Source organism: Halorubrum distributum JCM 13561, from assembly GCF_000337395.1.
GTDB lineage: Archaea > Halobacteriota > Halobacteria > Halobacteriales > Haloferacaceae > Halorubrum > Halorubrum distributum.
This window is the reverse complement of the sequence record NZ_AOJF01000038.1, coordinates 18,247-34,328: the sequence shown is the minus strand read 5'-3', so window position 1 is coordinate 34,328 and position 16,082 is coordinate 18,247. Positions and strand designations below refer to the sequence as shown.

Below are 16,082 nucleotides of genomic sequence, written 5' to 3'. Positions count from 1 at the left end.
CGGCCGAGCGGTCGATCGCGTGTCAACCCCCGTGGTGTCTCCCGTGGCGTGTTGAACGCGGTCGCTGTGGTCAGGGGCGACGTTTCGCCGGACCGAACCGTCTCCCGCGGGCGGGTCGCTCAGTCGAAGCGGTCTTGGACGATTTCGAGCGCCTCCTCGCGGTCGTCCCAGTCGACGAACACCGCGACGGAGGTCGCGCTCGTGATCAGGTCGATGATGTTGATGCCGGCCTCGGCGATGGGCGCGATGATCTCCTGGATGACGCCGGACTGGTTGGGAAGCTCGCCGCCCGTGACGCGGATCACGGCGATGGGGTCGGCGACGGTGACCGAGGAGAGCGCCTCGTCGGTGACGACCGCCTCGTGGAGCAGCGCCTCGGCGGTCTCGGCGACGTCGACGTCGACGTAGAAGGTGACAGAGTCCATCCCCGAGGCGACCGCGTCGATGTTGATCTCCTCGGCGCGGAGCGCGTTCGCCAGCTCCGAGAGGATCCCCGGTCGGTTGCGGATCGCCCGGCCCGCGATGGTGAGACACGCGAGCGGCTCCTCGCGCATGTCGATCAGGCTCTCGAACTCGCCCTCGATCCGGGTGCCGCCCCGGAGCAGGTCGCCGTGCTGGTAGTGGACGACCCGAACGTCGAGCCCCTCGTCCTTGTACGAGAGCGCGGAGGGCGCGACCACCTCGGCGCCGCGGAAAGAGAGGTTGCGAAGCTCGTCGACGGTGATCTGGCCGACGTTGCGCGCGCCCTCGACGACCCGCGGGTCGCCCGTCATCACGCCCTCGACGTCGGTGACGATGACGACCTCGTCGGCGTCCATGTAGTTGCCGAGCATGACCGCGGTCGTGTCCGACCCGCCGCGGCCGAGCGTGGTGACGTTGCCGTCGTGGTCCTCGGCGAGGAACCCGGTGATGATCGGGACGACGCCGTCCATGTCGGCGGCGATCTCCTCGGCCCGACGCTTGGTCTCCGCGACGTCGACCTCGCCGCGCTCGTCCGTGATCACCGGCCAGTCCGGGTGTCCGGGTTCGAGGAAGACGGCGTCGACGTCGCGGACGGAGAGCGCGGCCTTCAGCATGCGGACGCTGGTGCGCTCGCCCATCGAGACGATCTCCGCGCGGTCGGCGTCGTCCGTCTCGAAGGTGATGTCGTCGAGGAGGTCGTCCGTGGTCGACCCCATCGCGCTCGCGACGACCGCGATCTCGTGGCCGGCCGCGACGGCGCTCGCCACCGAGTCGGCGGCGCGTTCGATCCGGTCGCCGCTCCCGAGGCTCGTGCCGCCGAACTTGGCGATTACGCGCATGCGGCTACTCCGTTCCGCGTCCGTGCGGGTCGGTCTCCGAGAGACGGTCGAGGCGGTTCGAGGGCGACGGCGGGGTCCGGACCGACGCCGGAGTCCCGGCCCGGTCGGCGGAAGCGATCGGTAAACATGCGACTCCGTAGCGGAGGAAGCCGGATAACAGTATCTTCTTCGACAAGGGTCGCCCGAATCGCAGAACCGCACGAATCGGCGGCTGCGAGCGGGTGAAAACGAAACGAACGATCAGCGCATTTCGGAATCAGAGGTCGGGGTGTGTGAGGGACGCGCGCAGGGGACGGAGGGACACGCGCAGGGAAGACGGACGGAGGGACGCGCGCAGGGAAGACGGATAGAGGCGCTACTCGTCCTGAATGCCCCACGCGTCGGGCATCTCGATGACGTAGCGGCCGTCCTCCTGGAGGGAGATGATGTACTCCTGTCTGTCGTACAGCTCCATCAGGTTGAGCTCGTACTGCCCGGGGCTGACGATGCGGATGCTCTCGAACTGGTCGTTGAGCTCGTCGCGGAGCGCGTCGATGCCGGGCTTCGGCTCCTCTTCGGCCGGCGGCGCGTCGGCGGGCTCGACGTCGCGGCTCGCGCGGTCGAGCTCGTCCGGCGACACCACCTCGGAGCGCGCGCTCGCCTGCGCGGTGTCCTCGTCGCTCCGGTCCGCGATCTGTTCCGTGCCGTCGGCTTCGCTCGCGGAGTCGGCGCTCGCGGCGGCTTCGTTCGGCGTCTCGTCCGCGGACTCGCTCGGACGACGGTCGGCCGCGCTCTCGTCGGGCGCCGGCTCGTCGGCTGGGGCCGGCGGCGTCCTGTCGGACGGGTCGACGGCGGAGTCGGACGGTCCGGCGGGGGAGCCGGACGCCTGATCGGCCTCGTCGGCAGTCGGGTCCTCCGTCGCGCCGGCGGGCTTGAACTGGAACTTGTTCCCGCCGCAGTCGGGACAGCCCGACAGCATCTCCTTGGAGCCGTCGGGGAACGTCCGCCCGCAGGTGGTACACTGATGGGGCATCTACTTGCGGGAGACGAGCGTGCTGATGAGATTCTCGTCTTTGTGGAGGGTCTCGATGCGGTTCGCCGGGCCGATCACCGTGAGCTTCTGGGTGGACTCGCGGCCCATCAGCTTGTCGAGGAAGCTCTGGTCGCCCGCCTCGGCCTTCGGGTACGTCTCTATCTCGATGCCGGTGAAGTCGTCGGGACTGATCTCGGTCATCGTCACCTCGATGAGCTTCGACTCCTCGTCCGGGGAGAGCCCCTCTTCGAGGATGACGATGTTGCCCTCGCGGACGCCGTCGAGGATGAGCCGGATCTTCTCCATGCTCGTGAGTCCCTCCATCCGCGCGCCGCTTATCATGTCGATCCGGACGCCGTCGTCGCCGTCGTCGGGGTCGTCCGCCGCGTCGACGTTGGCTTTCGGGCCGGGCATCAGCCGAAGTACTCCGCTATCTTGGTGTACACTTCGTCCATGTTGTCGCCCTCCAGCGCGGACAGCGGAATCGTCTCGTGTTGCGGGAAGGCGTTCGCGATCTGCTGGACGTCCGACCCCGGCAGGTCCGTCTTGTTCGCGAGGATGAGCGCGGGCAGGTCCTGCGACTCGATGATCCCGATCAGCATCGTGTTCACCTGCGTGAACGGGTCCGTCGTGGAGTCGAGCACGTAGATGACGCCGTCGACGTCCTCGCGGAGCCAGTGCATCGCCTCCGCGACGCCCTCGGTCGCCTCGCGCGACCGGCGGACGGCGTCGTCCTTCTCCATGTCGTGGTCGAGAAACTCCTTGTAGTCGACCTTCGTCGTCACCCCGGGGGTGTCGACGATGTCGATGGTGACCGTCCGCCCGTTGCGTTCGATCTCCACGTTCTCCTTCCGGCGGGCCCGGCGAGTCTCGTGGGGGATGTGGCTCTCTGGGCCGACGGCGTCACCCGTCCAGTCGCGTGCGATCCGGTTTGCGAGGGTCGTTTTACCGGCGTTCGGCGGTCCGTAGATCCCGATCCGCTTGGGCTCGTCGGCCGCGAACAGGCCGTCCGTGACCCGCGATATGCTGTCTCTGAGATTCGTGAGCAGTCCCATCCTGACCTCCAGTCCGTGTGGTTTTCCCGAACACCGCGTTCGTTTCCGCGACGCCGTTCGATCCGACGCTCGACGCCCGTTCGGGGGATTACGGTAGCATCCACGCCGCGGTCACTTAAGAACTGCGTCAGACATCGCCGATCCGGAGCGTCGGCGCCGGACGAACGCGAAATCGGGAGACAGAACTACGGTTCGTCGCCCCCGCTCGCGGCGTCGAGGAAGACGAGGGCCCCGCCGAGCAGCGCGAGGTTCTTCAGGAAGTTGATCTTGTTGCCGTGGCGCTCCTTCCCCTCCATCGTCCAGAAGTCGTGGATAGCGGGCGTCGTCCCGAGGAAGAAGACGACGATCGCGCCCGCGGCCGCCCGCGGGAGCCGCCAGAGGACGATCCCGAGGTTCGCGACCAGCAGCATTCCGGTGACGAACGGAACGAGGACGTCGGGCATCGGGACGCCCTTTTCCTCGGCGACGGCGACGCGCTTGTCGTTGTTCTTGAACCCGTCGACGGCCATGTACGCGAGGACGCCGCCGTACAGCGAGCGGCCGAGCAGCGACGGCGCGTCGCGACCCCGGTCCGCGTCCGACCCGTCGGGAGAATCAGTGTCGGCGGCCATTCAGACCACCTCGATCCGGCTGACGTTCGCGTCGACGCGCCCCACCGTCTCGTAGGTCGGACCCTCGTCCTCCTCGCCGGGGAGGCGGCGCATGATCCGGCCCTCCACGTCGTCGCGCTCGTCGGGCACGTCGAAGAGGCCGGAGCCGCAGAGGGCGTCGCCGTCGTGGACCGCCCACGTCTCGATGACCTCGTGGGGCTCGCCGGGGAAGTCGACGCGCTCGAAGTCGCGGCCGAAGTTGGTGGACTCGAAGAGGGCAACTCCGTGGTCGTCGTTCACCCACGCCGGGGGCGCCTCCTCGCCGCCGCAGAAGATAACCCGCCCGTCGTGGACGAACACGCGGCGGATGTACGAGTAGTCGTTCCCGGTGTCGATCCGCTCGAACGACTCGCCGGCGTCCGTCGTCCGCCACAGGCCGCCCTCGCCCACCGCGTGGCCGAGGCCGAGGTTCTCCAGGTCGTGGTCGAGGTACCCGGTCGCGACCAGCCACACGTCCTCCGAAACGGGGAGGATCTGGTGAACGTCGTCGACGATGGCGTCCCGGTGGTCGGACCACGTGCGGCCGCCGTCGCGGCTGACGTGGATCCCGCCGGCCTCGACGCCCGCGATCAGGTGGTCGGGACGGCCGGGGACCGTCTCCAGCGCGCGGAGGCGTGCGTAGTGGGGATCGATCGGCGACTCCCAGTGGCCCCGCGAGGGGAGCTCGCGGAACCCCTTCTGTTCGGTCCACGTCTCCCCGCCGTCGACCGAGCGGAAGATGTACGGGTCGTTGGTGCCGGCGTACAGCGCGCCGTCCGCGGTCGCGAGGATCGACCAGACCTCGCTCTGCCCGGCGTGCCAGAAGCGGTCGCCGACGGGTACTTCGAGGTCGGTCCACGTCTCCCCGCCGTCGACCGAGCGGTACGCGCCCGTCGAGGAGGCGACGAAGACGCCCTCGGTGTGGTCCCACGACTTCACGGCGGTGACGACCCCGCAGTCGAGGACGTGGTCGAGCTCGTCGCGCTCGAAGGGGACGTCGTCGGCTCGGTACAGCCCGGAGTCTGTCCCGATTAACAGTGTCATATTCGGGCGTCGGTCGGCGGGGCAATAAAGTTTTACCAACCTGTAAAACGCTAAGTGTCCGGGGGGCGATGGGGAATCCATGCCCGCACCTCACGCCACCGTTCGCCCAACTGACGCCGACCACCTGAACGAGTCGGCCGCCGACCTCCCGACCGAGCTGCTGAACCTGCCGTGGATCGACCCGCACAACCACGCGCACACGCTCTCGTGGGAGGACCGCGAGCGGTACGCCCTCTCCGGCTGCCGGTCGATGGTGATGGTGTCGTCGGGATACCACTGGACACCCTACAAGCCCGTCGAGGCCAGCGACATCCGGTTCCTGTGGGACGACGCGGTCAACCGTCGCCGAGCGATCGAGCGCAACCACTTCTTCGAGGCGAAGCTGAGCCTCGGCGTCCACACCGGCGTCCGGATCGAGGACCCCGACGAGCTGCTGGCCGCGATGGACGACTACTGCGCGCTCGACGAGGTGGTCGCCGTCGGCGAGACGGGCGTGACGCCGACTCAGCACGTCGAGCGCTGGGACGTCGACGCACAGCAGGCGGTCGTTCAGGCGCAGATGGAGCTCGCAGACGACCACGGCCTCCCGGTCCTGCTCCACACGCCGAACACCACGCCCGACGCGAAACGGGAGTACCGCGACGACCTCGGCGTCACCCCCGGCTACGAGAAGAACGCCGGGCTCGGCACCGAGCCCGTCCTCGACGGCGAGAACCCGGCGCTGGAAGCGGTGAAACGCGATGTGGAGGCCGCGAGCGACGCGGGCCTCGACGAGGAGCGCGTCGTCGCCTCGCACGCGGACGCGAACAACACCGCGTACCTGATGGCGGAGACGGACTGCTATCTGAGCTACACCATCGGCCACTCGTGGCTCGTGGGCGTCGACGCCGCCGACGTGGCGAACGCCATCGACGAGTACGGCCCCGAGCGGATCATGATCGACACCGACACCGCGAACGTGCTACGCACGGACCCCTACGCGGTGAAGCGCGCGATATTCGAGCTGTACCGCTACGGCATCGACGTCGACGACATCCGGACCGTCGTGTACGAGAACCCGCGGGACGTGTTCGGGCTGGCGGAGTAGGATGTTCAAATCGGTCCGCGGGGTCGCGGTGGCGTTGCCGGTGGCTCTGCCGCAGCCTCCGAGAGACGTACTGCGATTCCGTGCGTGGCTGACAGCGACCGTGAGACGACGGTGTGCGAGGGAGAGTCGCGAACGAGGCGAGCGACGGCGACGAGCGTCTATAAATGGCAGGCGGTGCGGTGGCGCGCCTGCGAGCGGCCGCCACCGGCGGCTGCGAGCCAGCCCGCGAGGGACGCGGTGAGCGCTCGCAGAGCGCGAACCGCGAGGCTGGGGAGGTGTGAGGTGCGGGTGCTGTGCGGGCGGGGCGGGATTCAAAGGGGCAGTCGCGAGGGCGACGTAGGCGACGCAAGCACTGGAACGAGGGAGCGAACGTAGTGAGCGACCGAGTGAAGCGCGCAGCGAGCGTACGTCGCCCTCGCGACTGGGGCTTTGGAGGTACTCACCGCCGATCTGTAATCAGCTATTTATAAGTGAACGGCCGGAGCTGTAGAGAAGTTCACTGTACGGGCTCCGTTGAGATTCTCTACAGAGAAGACATTCCGATTCCGGTCGGTCCAAGCCATTTAGAACCCGGTCACCGCAGGGAGTACTGTTCCGAGAAGAGTCAGACAGGCGGCACCGACCAACGCCAGAAGGACGAGAGGAGGGGCAGTAAACTCCTCTGGGTCAGTTTGAAGGGATTCGTAGCCGGCAACGGCGAGCATTCCAGCCCCACCGATCGCCATGAGCAGTATCGCGATGCTGCGATCGCCAGCGACGACCGACGCTACCGCTGGCCCTCCGATTGAGGTTCCGATAACGGCGAATGAGCCGGTGTAGAGGTACAGATCCTCCATTGGCGATGTAACAGCGCGAGGACACTTGTAGGTTAGTTAGCGATGTACGAGCGAGTCCGAAGAATGCGATTTCGACGAAGCCGCCACGTCGGTAATCTCTTATAAACCCCGAGGAGGCGAGGATCCTACTCCGTCTCGAACTCGCTCGTGAGCTCGCCGACGCCCTCGACGCCGATAGTGACCGAATCGCCATCGCCGAGCAGCACCGGGGGATCGCGGTAGACGCCGACGCCGGGCGGGGTGCCGGTAAAGACCAGATCACCGGGTTCGAGCGTGAACGCCTGACTACAGAAGGATATCAGCTCGTCGACGCCGAAGATCAGGTTCTCAGTCGACGACTCCTGGAGCCGCTCGCCGTTGATCTCGGCGAAGATGTCGAGGTCGTGGGGGTCGCCCACCTCGTCGGTCGTGACGAGGTCGGGGCCGGTCGGGGCGAACGTGTCGAGGCTCTTCCCGCGGACCCACTGGCCGTCGCCGTGCTGGAGGTCCCGCGCGGAGACGTCGTTGCCGACGGTGAAGCCGGCGACGTGGTCCATCGCCTCGTCGGGGTCGACGCGGCGGGCGCGCTCGCCGATCACGGCGACGAGTTCGGCCTCGTAGTCGACCTTCTCGGTGTACTCGGGGTCCCAGCGGACCGCATCGTCGGGACCCACGACCGAGGTCGGGAACTTCGAGAAGAGGACCGGCTCGTCCGGGATCTCGTTGTCGCCCTCCTCGGCGTGGTCGCGGTAGTTCAGCCCGACGCAGACGACCTTCTGCGGGTCGTCGACGGGGGCGGCGCGGTCGAGGTCCGCCGAGTCGCGGACGCCGACGCCGGTCTCGGCGGCGTGTTCGACCGCGAGGTCGGCCTTGCGGCGCCACTCCCAGTCGGCGAGGAGGTCGCTGGTTCGGTCGGGAACGTGGATCCCGGCGGCGGCGCCGGCCTCGGCGAGGTCGACGACGCCGTCGTCGGTCGCGACGCCGGGCCACGGTGTCTGTTCGTCCGTCGTACGGTATTGTCCGATTCGCATGTGAAATGTGGGTGTTGTCGGTCCGCGGCGTTACAGGTCGATCCCGGCCTCGTCGAGCAGGCGCTCGCCGGAGGCGACGAAGCGGTCGAACTCCTCGTCGACCTTCGGGTTCGTCAAGTCGCCGTCGCGCTTGACGACCTCGCCGTCGACGAGGACGGTGTCGATGTGCGAGGGGTCGGTCTGGAACACGACCGTCTGGACCGGGTCGTGGCAGGGCGCGGTCATGAAGTCGTCCGCGTCGAACAAGACGAGGTCGGCGCGCTTGCCGGGCGTGATCGTCCCGATCTCGTCGTCGAGGCCGAGCGCCTTCGCGCCCTCGATGGTGGCCATCTCCAGGGTGTCGCGCGCGGAGATGCTCACCTCGGTGACCTCCTCGTCGCCCTCCAAGACCGCCTGGTTGTCGAACATGCGCTGGAGCTGCAAGCCGATCCGCATCTGGCTGCCCATGTCGCCGCTGACGTTCGAGCAGACGTCGACGCCCCACGCCGGGCGGCCGCCCGCCTCGAGCACCTTCCCGGTGACGGGGATGCCGTGGCCCATCTGCATCTCGACCTCGGGGGTCGACGAGAAGGAGACGCCCTGCTCGACGGCGTGGTCGATGTCCTCCTGGGTGAAGTGGTTCCCGTGGGCGACGTTGACGTCGGGGCCGAGCATGTCCTCGATGGCGCCGAAGCCCTGATAATCGTCGCCGTACTCGGAGGACGGCCACAGCGCGGCGCCCATGTGGATCGTCGAGAGCGCGCCGAGGTCCCGGGCCAGTTCGAGGTCCGCGCGGGCGGTCTCGGGGGTACAGAAGTCCGGGCCGCGGAGCCCGAGCGCGAGGCTGAGCAGGTCGTCGTCGCGGATCTTCTCCTCGTGGAGGCTCCGGATCTTCTCCTCGGGGAGGCCGACGTCGCTCTCGTACCACCACTTCGCCGCGTCGTCGCCCGGCGGGCCGTACGTGTACACCGCGCGCAGGCCGGTGTCCTGCAGCGCGTCGACCGCGCGTTCGCCGTGCTCGAGCGTGTTCGGGTACGACCAGTCGAGGGCCGTCGTCGTCCCGGTGTAGAGCTTCTCGAAGGCGCCGTAGAGGCCGCCGAGGTACATGTCCTCGGGCTGATAGAGCCCGGTGATGTTGCCGAGCATGTGGTCGAAGTACTCGCCCATGAGCGACCAGTCGCCGGCGATGCCGCGCATCTGCGTCTGCGCGAGGTGAATGTGCGAGTCGACGAACCCCGGGACGACGATCTTCCCGGTAGCGTCGATCTCCTCCGCGTTCGACGCCGACAGTCCGGTACCGACCTCGATTATCTCCCCGTCCTCGATCAGGACGTCGGCCGCCTCGAACTCCCCAACGTCCGGGTCGAGCGAGACCACGGTCCCGTTTCGCACGATCGTCTGTGTCATGTTCGATAATAGGGTTTGACCAAGAGGTTAAAACTTTACCGGGCGGTAAAGGTCGATGGCGGCGACCGTAGGCTCGGAGAGGCAACCGTATTATGTACCTCACACGTAGAGTACCCGTATGAGCGAATCACGGGACGGATCGGCGAGCGAATCCGTCGAGTCCCCGACCGACGGCGCCGACGCTGGAACGGGTGATTCCGAAGGGAACCCTCCAACGGAGACCTCCTCCGACGGGTCCGGCGAGTCCGGCGAGGAAACGGTCTCCTCCAAGGACACCAAGGAGGTGATAATGGAGGCGACCTTCCGCGCGCTGAGCAAGCACGGCTACAAGGACCTCCGGATGCGCGACATCGGCGAGGAGATGGACCTCACGCGGCAGGTGATCCACTACCACTTCGACGGGAAGTACGACCTCATGTCCTCGTTCCTCGAACACATCATCGACCAGTACGAGGGGAGCGTGGTCGTCGAGGGCGACGCGGACCCGCGGACCGAGCTTCGAGCCCGCGTCGACCAGTGCCTGTTCGGCCCCGAGTTCGAGGAGTTCAGCCACTGGGACCGGATGAAGGTGTACCACGAGCTGTACACGCAGGCGCAGAACGACGGCGAGCACCGCGAGGTGTTCAACGAACACTACGACCGCCTCCGCGGCAGCATCGTCGAGGTCGTCGAGGAGGGGATCGAGGAGGGCGTCTTCCGCGACGTCGACGCCGAGCGGATGGGCCAGCTGGTGACCGACGTGATCCACGCCGCGCGCGGGCGCCGGATCTCGCTGGGTCACGAGGACGCGCCCGAAGAGGCCCGGAAGGCGATGGACGAGTTCATCTTCGAGTCGCTGGAGCGGACGGAGTAGGCCGGGATCACCGAAATCGACCGAACCGAACCCCCGACCGCGTTTCTGCGATCGCTACGACTCCTCGACGGCGACGAGCCGCGGATCCGTCCGGTCGCGCCCGTCGCGAAGCCGGTGGGAGCCGTCGAATCGAACGCGATCGCCGGGAGACAGGTCGGCGTCGGCGGCCTGCGCGATCAGTTGGACCTCGTCGAACCGTACCAGCGCGAGGTGGTTCGGCGCGCGGACGTCCGGCGGCGTGGTCTCGACCGTCGTCGTCGCGACGACCGCCCCCGTTTCGAGTCGAACCGACGCGGCGTCCGCCGCCGACCGGTCGCAGTCCGGGCAGCGGCGGCGGTCGTAGTACCAGCGTCGCCCGCAGTCAGCGCAGGCGAAGGCGCGGTCCGCGGGGAGGTCGCGGTCCGCGGCGGCGCCGTTTTCCGGGACTCCGCTGTTTGAGCCCGTCACGCGCGCAACACCGTACAGACGCTGTTGTTCCCGAACCCGGCGACGTTGATCGCGAACGCCGTCTCCGCGCCGTCGACGCGGCGGCTCTCTGGGAGGTCGCCCCGGAGCTGCCACACGAGCTCGACGATCTGCGAGAGGCCGGTCGCGCCGAGGGGGTGACCGCGGGCCTTGAGCCCGCCACCGGGGTTGACCGGGAGGTCGCCGTCGAGCGCGGTGCCGCCGTCGAGCGTCGCCACCCACGCGTTCCCGGGGTCGTAGAAGCCCAGCTCTTCGAGTTCGATCAGTTCGAGGACGGTGAACGCGTCGTGGATACAGGCGACGTCGACGTCGTCGGGGGCGATCCCGGCCCGGTCGAAGACGCGCTCGCCCGCGGTCCGGACTGAGTCGATGGAGAGCGGGTCCGGGCGCTCGGCGACGGCGTGGGTTCCCGTCGCGCTCGCGGTACCTGCGACGCGCGGGCCCGCTGGGTGCCCGTCGTCGTCCTCGTCGGTTGCGCGGGTCAGCACGACCGCCGCGGCGCCGTCCGACATCGGACAGCAGTCGTACAGTCGAAGCGGCGCGGCGACGACCGGGGAATCGAGCGCGTCCTCGACGTCGATCGGCTTGCGGAACTGCGCGACGGGGTTGTGGACCGCGTTCCGGTGGTTCTTCGCCGCGACCGCGGCGAGCGCCTCGCGGGGCGCGTCGTGGCAGTCGAGGTAGGCACCGGCGGCGAGACCGCCGAAGGAGGGGAGCGTGACTCCCTGCGCGTACTCGCGGCGGTGGACGAGCCGGCTGATCGCCTCGGTGACGCTCCGGGTGTCGCCCGCGGACATCTTCTCGGCGCCGACGACGAGGGCGACGTCGGCGGTCCCGCTTTCGACGCGGTCGACGCCTCGGTGGAAGGCGCTCGCCCCGGTCGCACTCGTGTTCTCGACGCGGTCCGCGGACGCGCCGTCGAGGCCGAGGGCGGCCGCCAGTGCGTTCGCGAGGCCCGCGCTCTCGTCGAGCGCCTCGGCGAGGGCGTTGCCGAAGTGGAGCGCGTCGACGTCGGCGGGGTCGACCCCGGCGTCCGCGAGGGCCTTCTCGGCAGCCGCGGCGGCCAGGTCGGCGAGCGGGCGCTGGGAGTCGCCCTCGAACGGGGTCATGCCGACGCCGCTGACGCGGACCTCAGTCGCCATTCGCGTCGGTATCGTCCGCCTCGTCGGCGTCGTCCGCGTCGGCGTCGTCTGCGTCGGCGTCGTCCGCGTCGGCGTCGTCCGCGTCGGCGTCGCCCTCGTCGGCGTCGCCCTCGTCGGCGTCGTCCGCGTCGCCGAACACCCCCAGCTCCGCGAGGCGGTCGATCTCGGCCTCCGAGTAGCCGTGCTCGCGGAACACCTCGCGGTTGTGCTCGCCGAGCAGCGGCGGCGGGAGCTCGAAGCCGCTCTCGGCGTTGCGAAACTTGAGCGGGTGTTCGATCACGGGCACCTCGCCGAGTTCGGGGTGGTCGATCTCGGTGATGGTGCCGCGGGCGTCGATCTGCTCACTGTTGAGCGCCTCCTCGACGCTGTACACCGGGCCGGCGGGGACGCCGGCGTCCTCGGCGATGACCTCGATCCACTCGTCGGTCGTCTTGTCCGCGAGCGTGGCCTCGATCTCGGCCTCGAGTTCGTCGAGGTGTTCCACGCGGTCGGCGTTCATCTCGAAGCGCTCGTCTGCGGGGAGGTCCGGTCGGTTGAGGGCCTCGCAGAGCTCGCCCCAGAGCTTCTCGTTGAGGATACAGATGTTGATGAACCCGTCCTTCGTCTCGAACGTCTGGTACGGGGCGAGGACGGGGTCTTTCGTCCCCATGCGCTTCGTCTCCTCGCCCGCGAACACCATGCCGGCCTGCTTGGTGAGCCACGGGAGGGTGGCCTCCAGCATCCCGAGGTCGATGTACTCGCCCTCGCCGGTCCGCTCCCTGCGGTAGAGGGCCGTCGTCGCGCCAAATGCGGCCCACATCGCGGTGATGAGGTCGGTCATCGGGAGACCCACTTTGACGGGCTGCCGGTCCGCCTCGCCAGTGACGCTCATGATCCCGCTCATCCCCTGAATGAGGAGGTCGTACCCGGACCGCTCGCGCCACGGACCGGTCTGGCCGAACGCCGAGATCGCGAGGTATATCAGGTCGTCGTTGTGCTCGGACAGCGTGTCGTAGTCGACGTCGAGCCGCTCCGCGGTTCCCGGGCGGAAGTTCTGGATGAAGATGTCCGCCTCCTCGACGAGTTCATACAGCGCCTCCTTGGCGTCGTCGTTCTTCAGGTCGAGTTCGAGGCTCTTCTTCCCGTAGCTCAGCGTCCAGTAGTACGGCGACTCGCCCTTGATGAACGGCGGCCCGGAGTGCCGGACGGCGTCTCCGTAGCCGGGCTGTTCGATCTTGACGACCTCCGCGCCCTGGTTCGCGAGCATCGCCGAGCAGAAGCCGCCGGTGACGAACGTCGAGAGGTCGAGGACGGTGACGCCGTCTAGGATCCGCCCGCTACCCGGGGAGCCCGCGGAGCCCGTGTCGTCGGTATCGGTCATCCAACCACCTCGTCCGGAATTCGGAATCCTCTCATTGCTGTGTGTACGGTTTGCTTACCAGGTGGTAAAACTATCGGCGTCGACCGTGATATTTGGTAGTCCGGTGGAGTCGGACTGGACGGTCCAGCGGAGTTAGACGGGACAGTCCGGTGGAGTTGGACGGGACGGTCCGGCGGTCGGGAGCCGACTGGCAGGACGAGTCGACGGGATACCGGTCGTTGTTCGGGAGCCCCCCACCCCTTCGTTTCGGGTGGAACCGCGTAAGCTGTCGGGGGGTGGGTCGGGTGTGTGAGGTCGATCCGGATCCTCTCAGATAATTCTGCGTTTGGATCTAAATAAAACAACCACAATAACTCCAATATATTCTAATAGGGATTGTCGAGGGCACTATTCAAATCTTGTGGTAATAAAACCACCGGTACCAAAATCCCGCCTCCCACCCCCACCACCCTGTTTTCTCGTTCCACCCGAAACAAAGGGGTGTGGGGGTCTCCCCGATCAAGTCGACTCGACGGAGCCGGGAAACGAGCGGCGAAGCCCACGCGACGGAACCGCTGAACGGAACTGCCAGTCCGAGGACAGGTAGTCACGCCCGATCAAGACTCTGACGGATACGTCGCATTAGTGTCTAAAACCCGCCACACCGGCGTAGCCTTGTCAAAGAGACTCGAGATATCCACGCTCGTCGTTCCCATTCTCTCGACTACTTGACCGGTTCGACCGTCCCGTCGATCGGTCCGAACCGCCTCTCGATCGCCCCGACATCCCGTGTGAGGGGGTCGTTTCAACTCCAGAGAGGAACACTTTTGTACCGTCTCTTCATCTGGTTCGACTGTATCAACTGGACGTGGTCGGTCTCGAATCCGACCGCGAATGCGTATTTCGGGCGGGAGACGACGTCTCAAGCGATATGACCGACCGTCTCCACCTGAAACAGAGGGGTTCACATGGACGAAGGCGAACACACACCGCGGGCCGACGGCGGCATCGACCCGGACGACGGCGACGAATCGGACCACAGTAGCGACTCCGAGGACTCGTCGCCCAGTCGCTCTTCGGCTCCCGACGCCGACGGCTTCGCCGTCAAGGGCTCCGAAACCGACGACTCCGAGGACGGAGTTCCCGAAGCCGCGGTCCCCGAAGCCGAAGATCCCGAAGCCGAAGACCCTGACATCGAGGATTTCGATCCCGATGCTCCAACCGAAACGGAGGGCGACGGTTCGACTGAAGCCGACCCCGACGCTCGACCCGAAACGGAGGCCGACACGTCCGCCGAAGTTGGATCCGACCCCGATACCGCCCTCGACGTCGAAGACGGAACGAGTCACGATACGCCGGACGTCGAATCGATCGAATCGGACGCCGACACGCTTTCCCTCTCGGCCGACGCTCGACCCGAAACGGCGGGGATCGACAACGGCGGTCGCGACCGGTCGTCGCCCGACGTCGACTTCGACGGCGTCGTCCTCGACGACGACGAGGACAACCAGGGGCTGTTCGACGACCTCCTCTCCGGCGAGCCGATCTTCGAGAACAAGGAGGTCCTCCGCCCCTCGTACACCCCGCACGAGCTCCCGCACCGCAACGACCAGATCAACCGGATGGCGACCATCCTCGTCTCCGCGCTCCGCGGCGAGACCCCATCGAACATCCTCATCTACGGGAAGACCGGGACCGGAAAGACCGCCTCGGCGAAGTTCGTCTCCCAGGAGCTGGAGTCCACATCCCAGAAGTACGACGTCCCCTGCGAGGTCGAGTACATCAACTGCGAGGTGACCGACACCCAGTACCGCGTCCTCGCCCAGCTCGCGAACACGTTCATCGAGGAGAACCAGGCGGTGATCGCCGACCGGCTGGAGCGGCTCGAAGCCCTCCGGGAGGACGCGACGGACGCCGAGGACACGGCCGGTCGCGACGCGGCGGCCGCCCTGGCCGACACCGAGTTCGACTCGGTCGCCGAGCTCGACGACCGCATCGAGACGCTGGAGGACGACGCCGACGAGATGGAGGAGGTCCCGATGACGGGGTGGCCCACCGACCGCGTCTACTCGACGTTCTTCGAGGCGGTCGACTACCACGAGCGCGTGGTCGTGATCATGCTCGACGAGATCGACAAGCTCGTCGAGAAGAGCGGCGACGACACCCTCTATAACCTCTCCCGGATGAACTCCGAGCTCGACCGTTCGCGCATCTCGATCATGGGGATCTCGAACGACCTGAAGTTCACCGACTTCCTCGACCCCCGCGTCAAGTCGAGCCTCGGCGAGGAGGAGATCGTCTTCCCGCCGTACGACGCGAACCAGCTCCGCGACATCCTCCAGCACCGCGCCGACACCGCGTTCAAGCCCGACGCGCTCACCGACGACGTGATCCCGCTGTGCGCCGCGTTCGCCGCGCAGGAACACGGCGACGCGCGACGCGCGCTCGACCTCCTCCGCACCGCCGGCGAGCTCGCCGAGCGCTCGCAGGCCGAGATCGTCGCGGAGAAACACGTCCGGCAGGCACAGGACAAGATCGAGCTCGACCGCGTCGTCGAGGTCGTCCGCACCCTCCCGACCCAGAGCAAGATCGTCCTGTTCGCCGTGATACTCCTCGAAAAGAACGGCGTCCACAACATCAACACCGGCGAGGTGTTCAACATCTACAAGCGGCTCTGCGAGGAGATCGACGCCGACGTCCTGACCCAGCGGCGCGTCACCGACCTCATCAGCGAGCTCGATATGCTCGGGATCGTCAACGCCGTCGTCGTCTCGAAGGGCCGCTACGGCCGGACGAAGGAGATGGGCCTCTCCGTCCCGGTCGAGGAGACGGAGGCGGTCCTCCTGTCGGACTCGCGGCTCGGCGACATCGAGAACGCGCAGCCGTTCGTCCAGGCGCGGTTCGACAACTAAGCCCAGTTCGA

The 16,082-nt window shown here is 67.5% G+C and carries 15 protein-coding genes; 3 read left to right on the top strand and 12 right to left on the bottom strand.

The window, feature by feature from the left end; genetic code table 11:
- Positions 1-119: 119 nt before the first annotated feature.
- The 6 genes from C470_RS08860 to C470_RS08835 all read right to left on the bottom strand — a co-directional run bounded on the left by C470_RS08860 (position 120) and on the right by C470_RS08835 (position 5,041).
- Positions 120-1,301 (bottom strand): aspartate kinase, encoded by a 1,182-nt coding sequence (locus tag C470_RS08860; protein WP_004599234.1) that lies wholly within the window; start codon positions 1,299-1,301, stop codon positions 120-122.
- A gap of 355 nt (positions 1,302-1,656) precedes the next feature.
- Positions 1,657-2,313, bottom strand: coding sequence for an OapC/ArvC family zinc-ribbon domain-containing protein (locus tag C470_RS08855; protein WP_008366693.1), 657 nt, complete (start codon positions 2,311-2,313; stop codon positions 1,657-1,659).
- The gene (locus C470_RS08850) at positions 2,314-2,727 is read right to left on the bottom strand and encodes a DUF2073 domain-containing protein (RefSeq protein ID WP_004599232.1); all 414 of its coding nucleotides are present in this window, start codon (positions 2,725-2,727) and stop codon (positions 2,314-2,316) included.
- Positions 2,727-3,368 carry an Era-like GTP-binding protein gene (locus C470_RS08845; RefSeq protein WP_004599231.1) on the bottom strand — a complete coding sequence of 214 codons (642 nt, stop codon included), beginning with the start codon at positions 3,366-3,368 and terminating at the stop codon, positions 2,727-2,729. Before C470_RS08845 ends, C470_RS08850 begins: the two co-directional genes overlap by 1 nt.
- A gap of 185 nt (positions 3,369-3,553) precedes the next feature.
- Positions 3,554-3,979, bottom strand: a complete 426-nt coding sequence (locus tag C470_RS08840; RefSeq protein WP_008366690.1) for a DoxX family protein — start codon at positions 3,977-3,979, stop codon at positions 3,554-3,556.
- Complete coding sequence (locus tag C470_RS08835; protein WP_008366689.1) at positions 3,980-5,041, bottom strand: WD40/YVTN/BNR-like repeat-containing protein; 1,062 nt, start codon at positions 5,039-5,041, stop codon at positions 3,980-3,982.
- 79 nt (positions 5,042-5,120) lie between these two features.
- On the opposite strand from C470_RS08835, the gene C470_RS08830 reads away from it, so the two are divergent.
- Positions 5,121-6,128, top strand: a complete 1,008-nt coding sequence (locus C470_RS08830) for a TatD family hydrolase (protein ID WP_008366687.1) — start codon at positions 5,121-5,123, stop codon at positions 6,126-6,128.
- A gap of 563 nt (positions 6,129-6,691) precedes the next feature.
- Here the strand turns inward: C470_RS08830 and C470_RS08825 are convergent.
- The 3 genes from C470_RS08825 to C470_RS08815 all read right to left on the bottom strand — a co-directional run bounded on the left by C470_RS08825 (position 6,692) and on the right by C470_RS08815 (position 9,360).
- Positions 6,692-6,964: a hypothetical protein gene (locus tag C470_RS08825; RefSeq protein ID WP_008366685.1), complete on the bottom strand. Its 273-nt coding sequence runs from the start codon at positions 6,962-6,964 to the stop codon at positions 6,692-6,694.
- Between the two features lie 125 nt (positions 6,965-7,089).
- On the bottom strand, positions 7,090-7,974 hold the full coding sequence (locus tag C470_RS08820) for a fumarylacetoacetate hydrolase family protein (RefSeq protein ID WP_008366683.1): 885 nt from the start codon (positions 7,972-7,974) through the stop codon (positions 7,090-7,092).
- 30 nt (positions 7,975-8,004) lie between these two features.
- Entirely contained in the window at positions 8,005-9,360 is a 1,356-nt protein-coding gene (locus tag C470_RS08815; RefSeq protein ID WP_008366682.1) for an amidohydrolase family protein, read from the bottom strand.
- A gap of 118 nt (positions 9,361-9,478) precedes the next feature.
- On the opposite strand from C470_RS08815, the gene C470_RS08810 reads away from it, so the two are divergent.
- Positions 9,479-10,213, top strand: a complete 735-nt coding sequence (locus C470_RS08810; protein WP_004599222.1) for a TetR/AcrR family transcriptional regulator — start codon at positions 9,479-9,481, stop codon at positions 10,211-10,213.
- Positions 10,214-10,267: 54 nt separating this feature from the next.
- Here the strand turns inward: C470_RS08810 and C470_RS08805 are convergent, their stop codons facing one another.
- The 3 genes from C470_RS08805 to C470_RS08795 are packed head-to-tail and all read right to left on the bottom strand — an operon-like array spanning position 10,268 to position 13,180.
- Complete coding sequence (locus C470_RS08805) at positions 10,268-10,660, bottom strand: hypothetical protein (protein ID WP_008366680.1); 393 nt, start codon at positions 10,658-10,660, stop codon at positions 10,268-10,270.
- Positions 10,657-11,820, bottom strand: coding sequence for a thiolase C-terminal domain-containing protein (locus C470_RS08800; protein WP_008366679.1), 1,164 nt, complete (start codon positions 11,818-11,820; stop codon positions 10,657-10,659). The genes C470_RS08805 and C470_RS08800 overlap by 4 nt, the downstream gene beginning before the upstream one ends.
- Complete coding sequence (locus C470_RS08795) at positions 11,810-13,180, bottom strand: CaiB/BaiF CoA transferase family protein (protein WP_008366678.1); 1,371 nt, start codon at positions 13,178-13,180, stop codon at positions 11,810-11,812. Before C470_RS08795 ends, C470_RS08800 begins: the two co-directional genes overlap by 11 nt.
- A 947-nt stretch (positions 13,181-14,127) precedes the next feature.
- On the opposite strand from C470_RS08795, the gene C470_RS08790 reads away from it, so the two are divergent.
- On the top strand, positions 14,128-16,071 hold the full coding sequence (locus C470_RS08790) for a Cdc6/Cdc18 family protein (protein ID WP_008366677.1): 1,944 nt from the start codon (positions 14,128-14,130) through the stop codon (positions 16,069-16,071).
- The last annotated feature ends 11 nt before the right edge of the window (positions 16,072-16,082 follow it).

Coding starts and splice junctions, on each gene's coding strand:
- C470_RS08860 (WP_004599234.1), bottom strand. CDS start 1,301: ATGCGCGTAATCGCCAAGTTCGGCGGCACGAGCCTCGGGAGCGGCGAC.
- C470_RS08855 (WP_008366693.1), bottom strand. CDS start 2,313: ATGCCCCATCAGTGTACCACCTGCGGGCGGACGTTCCCCGACGGCTCC.
- C470_RS08850 (WP_004599232.1), bottom strand. CDS start 2,727: ATGCCCGGCCCGAAAGCCAACGTCGACGCGGCGGACGACCCCGACGAC.
- C470_RS08845 (WP_004599231.1), bottom strand. CDS start 3,368: ATGGGACTGCTCACGAATCTCAGAGACAGCATATCGCGGGTCACGGAC.
- C470_RS08840 (WP_008366690.1), bottom strand. CDS start 3,979: ATGGCCGCCGACACTGATTCTCCCGACGGGTCGGACGCGGACCGGGGT.
- C470_RS08835 (WP_008366689.1), bottom strand. CDS start 5,041: ATGACACTGTTAATCGGGACAGACTCCGGGCTGTACCGAGCCGACGAC.
- C470_RS08830 (WP_008366687.1), top strand. CDS start 5,121: ATGCCCGCACCTCACGCCACCGTTCGCCCAACTGACGCCGACCACCTG.
- C470_RS08825 (WP_008366685.1), bottom strand. CDS start 6,964: ATGGAGGATCTGTACCTCTACACCGGCTCATTCGCCGTTATCGGAACC.
- C470_RS08820 (WP_008366683.1), bottom strand. CDS start 7,974: ATGCGAATCGGACAATACCGTACGACGGACGAACAGACACCGTGGCCC.
- C470_RS08815 (WP_008366682.1), bottom strand. CDS start 9,360: ATGACACAGACGATCGTGCGAAACGGGACCGTGGTCTCGCTCGACCCG.
- C470_RS08810 (WP_004599222.1), top strand. CDS start 9,479: ATGAGCGAATCACGGGACGGATCGGCGAGCGAATCCGTCGAGTCCCCG.
- C470_RS08800 (WP_008366679.1), bottom strand. CDS start 11,820: ATGGCGACTGAGGTCCGCGTCAGCGGCGTCGGCATGACCCCGTTCGAG.
- C470_RS08795 (WP_008366678.1), bottom strand. CDS start 13,180: ATGACCGATACCGACGACACGGGCTCCGCGGGCTCCCCGGGTAGCGGG.
- C470_RS08790 (WP_008366677.1), top strand. CDS start 14,128: ATGGACGAAGGCGAACACACACCGCGGGCCGACGGCGGCATCGACCCG.